Here is an 8406-nt window from a genome sequence, read left to right as displayed (position 1 = left end):
GTCCCCGTAAATGTCTCGGATGGAAAACGCCTTATGAAATATTCTTTAATGTAGTGTTGCACTTAATTTGACAATTCAAGTATTAAATCCATTCCCATTTTAAAAATTTGTAGTTAATTAGTAGACAGAAATAATGAAATGTTTAGTTATATAATGACAATTGACTATTTATTAAATAAATGTAAAAATTAGGGCTGTATTTATAATTTTAAGCTTTGGCTAAGTTAGGAGCGTATGAAGAAAGTGCCTGTTAAAAAGAATTTGCATAATCATAGAAAACATAATCAATATAAATTCAAAAAAATATTTTGGTTATTTCTATTATTGTTATTGATTTTAGGGGTAGGTATTGCTGGAATTGCCTATCGTAATATTTATAGGGCAACCACTATTGTTTACAAAAAAGCGAATGCTCATAAAGAACGAAACGCTGGCAAGTTAATTGATAATAAACGCCCTATTTCTATTTTACTTTTAGGAACTGATACAGGCGCTCTTGGTCGCACGTATAAGGGGAGAACTGATACGATGATTATTATGTCAATTAATCCTCAAAAACAGAAAACTGTTATGATGAGTTTGCCACGCGACATGAAAGTTAATTTATCTGGGTATTCGGAGTATTCTCCCGCTAAAATTAATGCTGCTTACACTTATGGTGGTACTAAAGAATCTATCGATACGGTTCAGAAATATTTAAAAGTCCCGATTGATTACTATGTTTTAGTTAATATGGGAGGGCTAAAAAAAGCTATCAACCAAGTTGGCGGAGTTACTGTAGTTTCACCACTTACTTTTACATATTTAGGAGACCATTTTGTTAAGGGAAAGAAGTATCATTTATACGGGAATGATGCATTAAAGTTTTCCCGTATGCGATATAGCGACCCTCAGGGAGATTATGGACGACAATTACGCCAGCGATTAATTTTAACAGGCCTATTAAAAAAATCGTTTTCGTATAGGACTTTCCTATCTAGCAGTTTTTTAAAAACAATTTCTAACCAAGCTCAAACTGATTTGAATCGTTCTCAAATGTTTGGTTTATCAATAAACTATCGTAAAGCTGGTAACCATGTTGTTTCTGATCATGTTCAAGGAGTGGGTAAAGAAATTGGTGGTCAAGATTTTGAAGTGGTTTCAAAATCTGAATTGATAAAATCATCAAATATTATTCGAAATAATTTAGGATTGACGCGTTATTAATTCTATATATAAATTTTTTGGAGGACAGCATGGAAAACTATTTGGACCTTCGCCAAATATTAGGGATTATTCGTAAACATATTATCTTTATCATGATTAGTTTTATTCTTTGCTTAATTATTGCTGTTGGTTTAGAGAAGTTTGTTATTACACCCCAATTTACTTCGACTGCTCAAATTTTGGTTAATCAAAAAAAAGATACTTCAGTTCCAGGGGCAGCTTTTCAGGATCAGCAAGCCGATGTTCAAATGATCAGTACTTATAAGGATATCATTACAAACCAATTGGTTTTGAAAACAGCTAGTGAGCGATTAGCTAATCCTGTCAAAGTAATTCGTTCAGCACGAAAGGCTCGATACCATGTTTCAGCAAATGGTCATCGTCACTTAATTAAAGCATCACGGCCAGCTGTTGTTAAATCAACAGGGACTCCTTATGATGTGAGCGTTAAACAATTACAGGGAGCTATTTCTGTTACTAATCAACAAAACTCACAAGTTTTTGCTTTAAATGTGAAGAGTGATGATCCACAAAAATCAGCTGCAATCGCTAATACAGTTGCACAGGTTTTTAAGCAAAAGATTCGTCGAATTATGAGTATTAATAATGTCACCATTGTTTCTGAAGCGACACCTGTAAAGCAGAAGTCGTTCCCCAAAACTTCAATAGTGCTGCTAGCTGGGGCGGTAATTGGTTTGCTGGTTGGATTAGGTTATGCGTTCATTAGAGAATTAACAGATACAACAATTAAAGATGATGAATTTTTAACCAATGAGTTAAGATTGACTAATCTAGGTCACATAGCAGAAATTCGTAAGATACACGGCTCACATTTGGCCAATAAACGTCATGGGGAACATCTCAAACCGAATCATCGAAGAGTTTAAATCTTAGTTATACAGGAGAAAATTATGAACATTTTTCATCGTAAAAGAAAAAAGCTTTCCACTGATACTTTAAGAAATGGTGTGAAGTTAATTACTGATGTTGATCCTAAAAATATTGTTTCTGAACAATTTCGTACAGTTAGGACAAATATTAATTTTTCAGCAGTTAATCAAAAATTAAAAACAATTATTTTTACTTCTTCGGCAGTTAGCGAGGGAAAATCAACTGTTTCCGCTAACTTGGCGGTCATTTGGGCTCAGCAAGGGCAGAAGACTCTATTTATTGATTCAGACTTGCGACGTCCAACTTTGCATACGACATTTGGTTTATTAAATACCAATGGCCTATCCACGGCTTTATCCACTGATATAGATTTCAATTCAGTAGTGCAAAAGACGGAGATTGATAATTTATCTGTGATCACTAGTGGACCCATTCCACCTAATCCATCAGACCTGTTGGCTTCTAATCGGATGAAAGAATTAATTTCTTATTTTAAGAAAATCTATGATGTGATTATTTTAGATGTTCCGCCATTATTGTCAGTTACTGATACGCAAATTATTGCAGCTCAGGTTGATGGGGTGGTGTTGGTAGTGCGCCAAGGATTAGCACAAAAATTAGCTATAAAGCGCTCAACTGAACTCTTAAAAATGGTTAAAGCCAATTTATTAGGTTATGTATTAAATGACGTTGCACCTAAGAATGGGTACGGTTATGGCTACGGTTATGGCTATGGCTATGGATATGGGTACGGTTATGATAATGAGGGTAAATAGTTGCCAAGGGATATGATATAAAATGATTGATTTGCATTGTCATTTGCTTCCAGGGGTGGATGACGGGTCTAAAAGTATGGATATTTCTTTGAAATTAGCTAATGATGCAGTAAGGGATGGCATCGACTATGCATTATTAACGCCTCATCATATGAATGGTGTTTATCTTAATCACAAAAAAGCAGTTATTCAGCAAACACAAGAGTTTCAAGTGGAGCTTGATAGACACAAAATTTCACTCAAAGTTTTTCCTGGGCAGGAAGTTAGAATAAATGGCGATTTATTAACTGCTCTTGATCAAGATGATATTTTATTTGCTGATGAGGGTGGGCAATACTTAATGTTAGAATTTCCGGATGACGATATCCCAAATTATACTAGTAATATGATTTATGAACTTATGCAACGGGGAATCATACCGGTTATCGTTCATCCAGAACGTAATACTAAGATTATGAAACAACCAGATATTTTATATGATTTGTTAAATAAAGGTTGTCTTTCTCAAATAACAGCTGGCAGTTATGTTGGAATCTTTGGTCACAAAGTACAAAAATTTAGTAAACAATTAATTCAGTCTGGACAAGTATACATTTTTGCTTCGGATGCTCATAATTTACCTAATCGTAAATATGAAATGACTAATGCTTTTGCAAAATTGGGTAATGAATTTGGGAATGACTATGTATCCAAATTTAATGAAAATGCCAAAAGAATAATTAATGGTGATAATATTCTATCCAATGATTTTTCTAAAATAAAAACACATTTGTTTCATTTTTTTAAATAAGGGGGAGGTGATGTATACTTTATGCAAATTGAGAGACGTAGTGGAGGAGATCCTAAATGCGGTCATCCAATGACAGATAATAACGTAGTCGTAGTAAATAAGGAACGAGTTGAGCGACGCTTCTTTTATCATTTTTTCAAAAGATTTTTTGATATATTATTAAGTATAATTGGTATCATTCTTTTAACCCCTGTATTTATTATTACTGCCATTTTGATAAAAGTTGACAATCCAGATGGTCCAATAATTTATTCTCAAATTAGAATTGGGAAGAATGGACACCCTTTTAGAATGTATAAGTTTAGATCAATGGTTGTAAATGCTGATAAAATGTTAAAGGGCTTACTAGATCAGAATGATATAGGGGGCGCTATGTTTAAAATGAAATCGGATCCGCGAGTCACTAAAATTGGTCGAACTATTCGAAAATATAGTATTGACGAACTCCCACAATTACTAAATGTAATTAAGGGAGATATGTCTTTAGTAGGGCCTAGGCCTCCGTTAAAAAGAGAGGTGGAGGATTATACTGAATATGATAAACAACGGTTATTGGTTGTCCCAGGATGTACAGGAATTTGGCAAGTTAGCGAAAGAAATAAAGTTGGATTTCATGAAATGGTGAAATTGGATATTAAGTATATAAATAGTTCAAATTTGTGGCTTGATTTTTTTATATTGTTTAAAACTATTTGGATAATTTTTTTCCCTAATAGTGCATATTGAGAGGAGACTATGATGAAAATTTGTTTGGTTGGATCAAGTGGTGGTCACTTAACACATTTACACATGTTAAAAAGATTTTGGGGGAATAAGGATAGGTTCTGGGTAACTTTTCCCAAAGAGGATGCTGAGTATTTATTAGATGGAGAAAGAACATATTCCTGTTACTTTCCTACCAATAGAAACATTAAGAACCTGATAAGAAATACTTTTTTAGCTTTTAAAATCCTTGTAAGAGAAAAGCCTGATTTAATAATTTCTTCTGGGGCGGCAGTCGCAGTTCCCTTCTTTTATGTTGGAAAAATTTTGGGTATCAAGACTATTTATATAGAAGTATTTGACAGAATAGATAAGCCTACCTTAACTGGAAAATTAGTTTATCCGATCACTGATTTATTTATAGTGCAGTGGAAAGAAATGAAGAAGATTTATCCGAAAGCTAAATATTTAGGGAGCATATTTTAATGATTTTTGTTACTGTAGGTACTCATGAACAACCATTTAATAGACTAATAAGGAAAATAGACATATTAAAGGGACAAAATAAAATTATGGATGATGTATTCATTCAAATAGGTTATAGTACCTATATTCCTAAACATTGTCAATATAAGAGATTTATTTCACAATCAAAAATGGAGTGCCTTATTAAAATGTCCACTATAGTTATTACACATGGTGGCCCATCTTCCTTCATTGAGGCATTGAAGCAAGGTAAAATGCCTATAGTAATACCACGACAGAAAAAATTCAATGAACATGTTAATAACCATCAACTCCTTTTTTGCAAAGAGTTGCAAAAAAGGGGCTTTCCTATAAAAGTAGTTATTAGCGAAAACGATTTATATGAAGTAATCAATGATATGCAATATACTGAAAACAAGAAATTTCACAGTAATAATAAAAGATTTAACCAGGAACTAGATGCTTTAGTGAAAAATATGTTTAATAGTTAGTAGATTATTTAAGGAGTAGAATTATATGATACCTAAAGTTATTAATTACTGTTGGTTTGGGGGGGAGCCCTTGCCAGGGAGTGTCAAATTAAACATAGATTCATGGAAAAAATTTTGTCCTGATTATAAGATTATTCAATGGAACGAAAAAAATTTTGATGTTAATAAATATTGTTTTGCCAGAGAAGCCTATGAAAAAAAGAAATGGGCATTTGTATCAGATGTAGCCCGTTTAGATATTATTTATAAACATGGTGGGATTTATCTGGATACTGATGTTGAATTAATTAAAAGCTTAGATCCGGTGTTAAATGCCCAATCCTATTTTGCTTGTGAAGATCGTTTTTCTGTCAATACTGGTCTTGGATTTGGATCTGTTAAGAAAAATGAATTTATTTTGTCTAATCTTAAAGAATATAAAAATAAGCATTTTATAAATTCTAATGGTTCATTAAATGAAATACTTTGTGTTGACGTGACAACACATTTGCTTTCATTGATGGGTTTTAAAGCTAATGAATCTAAGCAAATAATAAATGGGATGGTTATTTATCCAAGCTCTTATTTTTGCCCTATCCAGCTTGGTCACCGAAATAATAAGGTATCATCTAATACTATATCTATACACCATTATAGTGCATCTTGGAAGGAAGCATCTGATAATATTAAAGGAAGCGACAGAATGATTATCTTAAAAAAATATATTAAGCATTATGTTGATTATATATGTGGATATGGTACATATAATAAATTCAAAAAAATATTAAGGATGAAAAATAATTTTTGATAATTAAAATAAAATTTTAGGAGCAAATGGATTGGATTCTGAAAATATGAATAAAAATATTGGAGTAATAGCAACTAAAGTATTTATTTTTACAGCAATTACTATTTCTATAATGGCAATCCTAAATGGGGCAAATATAATTTCTAATAATATTGCATCTATTATTCAGGTATTGTCTATTGTACCAATTTTGATATTAGTAGTGAATTCAAATAATCGTTTTAGTATTACTTTTGTATTTGCCCTTGTAATATCTATAATGATTTGCATTATAAACGGAGCTATCTATATGATATCTGGTACAATGATGATTGTTTTTATATACGCGCTTAACAATATACCAGATATAAATTATCAAAAAATATTAAAGTGGTTGAGTTTTTCTTCAGCAATAATGTTTGGAATCATTTTGGCTATTAATTTATTGACTGGTTGGGGATCAAATAATTACGAAATGTGGAGAGTTAATGGATTTATATTTAGAAAATCCTTAGGATTCTCACAACCTAATGTTACGATGCTATTATGGCTTTCAATTATATTAACCACCTGTTCCCTCAATACAAGAATGGAACGATGGGTAACAATATTTGTTGGATTATTGACTTATGCTATTTACACTCAAACGCAATCTCGAACATCGACATATGTTATTATATTATATTGCTTTGTTTCATTGTTAATGGGCAAACATGTTTATGATAGGGGAGGAAAAACAATATCAAAATGTGTTTGTGTATTTCCAATAATAATATTTTTTATGTCTTTATATATGCTACTTCATCCATATTCTTTGTGGGCTGATTCGGTCCTGTCAGGTAGATTAAATTTATATCAACAATTTTATGCAACTTATGGGATACATTTTTTAAGAACAGTTGAGCTTGAAAATGCGATGTTTGATAATGGTTATTTACAATCTTTATTGGCTAAGGGAATGATTTTTACAACTCAATTATTGTGTATTTTGGTTTCTATGGGGTGGAAGATTAATCAAATGAGAATCAAGGATATGCTTTTATTTGGTATGTATACAGCAGTTGGATTCACAGAAACTGCATTACAACATTTTGAACTTTTTTTACCTATCGCCATATTACTTGCAGAATCATATAAGGAAGAACAGAGAGAAAATTATTTAAAAAGGGAACTTAATTAAGCTTAAAATTGGGGGAGTATAAAATTGAGCGAAAATTTAATTAGTATTATAGTACCAGTTTATAATTCAGAAAAGTATTTAAGAGCGGCTATTCATAGTCTATTAAATCAAACTTATCAAAATATTGAAGTTATTTTGATTAATGATGGGTCCACCGATGGCTCACAAGAGCTAATTAGCTCATTTCAAAAAAAGGATAAAAGAATTAAATTATATAATACTAAAAATTTGGGGGTATCGCATGCGAGAAATTATGGTATTGATAGAGCTAGTGGTTCGTATATTATGTTTTTAGACCCAGACGACACTTATGATAAAAGTTACTGTTTAGAAATGATTGGGTTGATTAATAAGTTTAATGCTGATGTTGTTATGAGTAATTACTATATATGCAGAGGCAAAAATATATATCCTAATGTTAATAATGATCTTCTTGAATGTGAAGGCCTCATATCAAGGGATAAAACAATGCGTTCAATACTATCTGATACAGGTTTTAAAGGGTTTGTATGGACAAGAATTTTTAGAAAAAATGTAATTAATAATGTTAAATTCAATGAGAGCATAAATTACTTAGAAGACACGTTATTTAATATTAGTATTGTACATAATGCAAGAATTATAGCCTATACAAAGAAAAGACATTATTTTTATTTACAAAGAGAAGATTCTGCATCAAAAAAATTTAGCAAATCTTTTTTTAAATCCCTTAATCTTATTAGAGGGAAAGTTGATCCTGAATTTTATTCGCAAATTGATTCTGTTATTTTTTATAATTTAGTTGGATGGTTAATAACTGAGAGAAAGAGTAAGGAAAATAGTCAATTTATAAGGAGAAATATTAAAAATATGAAATCCCAAATTAAGTTTAAAACGCTTAAAATGGAAAACCCAATAAAAAATTTAATATTAAAATTAAGCTATGCTTTTCCCTTAGTAGGATCGTGTATGATACATATGTTATCCGTTTTTATGAAAACCAAACTTTATTCCAAATTAATGAGTATGTTAAGGAAAGGGTGAATCAAAAAGAGAGTGTAAAATATCTTGTGTAAATGCATAAAAGATTTCTGAATTGTATAGAAATAGGGAATGCCTTCCCTTATGATATTTAGTAA

The 8406-nt window shown here is 31.2% G+C and carries 10 protein-coding genes; all 10 read left to right on the top strand.

All coding sequences use genetic code 11. The features are described 5' to 3' along the window. Positions 1–234: 234 nt before the first annotated feature. Positions 235–1206, top strand: coding sequence for an LCP family protein (locus KTE19_RS11980; RefSeq protein WP_217342372.1), 972 nt, complete (start codon positions 235–237; stop codon positions 1204–1206). A gap of 29 nt (positions 1207–1235) precedes the next feature. Next, positions 1236–2093, top strand: a complete 858-nt coding sequence (locus tag KTE19_RS11975; protein WP_085013086.1) for a YveK family protein — start codon at positions 1236–1238, stop codon at positions 2091–2093. Positions 2094–2117: 24 nt separating this feature from the next. After that, complete coding sequence (locus KTE19_RS11970) at positions 2118–2873, top strand: CpsD/CapB family tyrosine-protein kinase (protein WP_217342371.1); 756 nt, start codon at positions 2118–2120, stop codon at positions 2871–2873. Between the two features lie 22 nt (positions 2874–2895). Beyond that, a complete protein-coding gene (locus KTE19_RS11965) occupies positions 2896–3663 on the top strand; it encodes a tyrosine-protein phosphatase (RefSeq protein WP_217342370.1) in 768 nt (255 codons plus the stop codon). 69 nt (positions 3664–3732) lie between these two features. Continuing rightward, positions 3733–4389, top strand: coding sequence for a sugar transferase (locus KTE19_RS11960; RefSeq protein ID WP_217342374.1), 657 nt, complete (start codon positions 3733–3735; stop codon positions 4387–4389). A gap of 12 nt (positions 4390–4401) precedes the next feature. After that, positions 4402–4851, top strand: a complete 450-nt coding sequence (pssD, locus tag KTE19_RS11955) for a PssD/Cps14F family polysaccharide biosynthesis glycosyltransferase (protein WP_217342373.1) — start codon at positions 4402–4404, stop codon at positions 4849–4851. Next, positions 4851–5342: a glycosyltransferase gene (locus KTE19_RS11950; RefSeq protein ID WP_217342369.1), complete on the top strand. Its 492-nt coding sequence runs from the start codon at positions 4851–4853 to the stop codon at positions 5340–5342. Before pssD ends, KTE19_RS11950 begins: the two co-directional genes overlap by 1 nt. A gap of 25 nt (positions 5343–5367) precedes the next feature. Beyond that, on the top strand, positions 5368–6129 hold the full coding sequence (locus KTE19_RS11945) for a glycosyltransferase family 32 protein (RefSeq protein ID WP_217342368.1): 762 nt from the start codon (positions 5368–5370) through the stop codon (positions 6127–6129). Positions 6130–6160: 31 nt separating this feature from the next. Further along, positions 6161–7288: a polysaccharide polymerase gene (locus KTE19_RS11940; protein WP_217342367.1), complete on the top strand. Its 1128-nt coding sequence runs from the start codon at positions 6161–6163 to the stop codon at positions 7286–7288. A 24-nt stretch (positions 7289–7312) separates the two neighbouring features. Continuing rightward, positions 7313–8311 carry a glycosyltransferase family 2 protein gene (locus KTE19_RS11935; protein WP_217342366.1) on the top strand — a complete coding sequence of 333 codons (999 nt, stop codon included), beginning with the start codon at positions 7313–7315 and terminating at the stop codon, positions 8309–8311. The last annotated feature ends 95 nt before the right edge of the window (positions 8312–8406 follow it).

Source organism: Lentilactobacillus dabitei (genome assembly GCF_019061365.1).
Lineage (GTDB): Bacteria > Bacillota > Bacilli > Lactobacillales > Lactobacillaceae > Lentilactobacillus > Lentilactobacillus dabitei.
The sequence above is the reverse complement of the archived record's forward strand: the minus strand, read 5'-3'. Positions and strand labels throughout refer to the sequence as shown.

Bases quoted from the DNA above. Each gene is read 5' to 3' on its own strand.
- KTE19_RS11980 (WP_217342372.1), top strand. From the start codon at position 235: ATGAAGAAAGTGCCTGTTAAAAAGAATTTGCATAATCATAGAAAACAT.
- KTE19_RS11975 (WP_085013086.1), top strand. From the start codon at position 1,236: ATGGAAAACTATTTGGACCTTCGCCAAATATTAGGGATTATTCGTAAA.
- KTE19_RS11970 (WP_217342371.1), top strand. From the start codon at position 2,118: ATGAACATTTTTCATCGTAAAAGAAAAAAGCTTTCCACTGATACTTTA.
- KTE19_RS11965 (WP_217342370.1), top strand. From the start codon at position 2,896: ATGATTGATTTGCATTGTCATTTGCTTCCAGGGGTGGATGACGGGTCT.
- KTE19_RS11960 (WP_217342374.1), top strand. From the start codon at position 3,733: ATGACAGATAATAACGTAGTCGTAGTAAATAAGGAACGAGTTGAGCGA.
- pssD (WP_217342373.1), top strand. From the start codon at position 4,402: ATGAAAATTTGTTTGGTTGGATCAAGTGGTGGTCACTTAACACATTTA.
- KTE19_RS11950 (WP_217342369.1), top strand. From the start codon at position 4,851: ATGATTTTTGTTACTGTAGGTACTCATGAACAACCATTTAATAGACTA.
- KTE19_RS11945 (WP_217342368.1), top strand. From the start codon at position 5,368: ATGATACCTAAAGTTATTAATTACTGTTGGTTTGGGGGGGAGCCCTTG.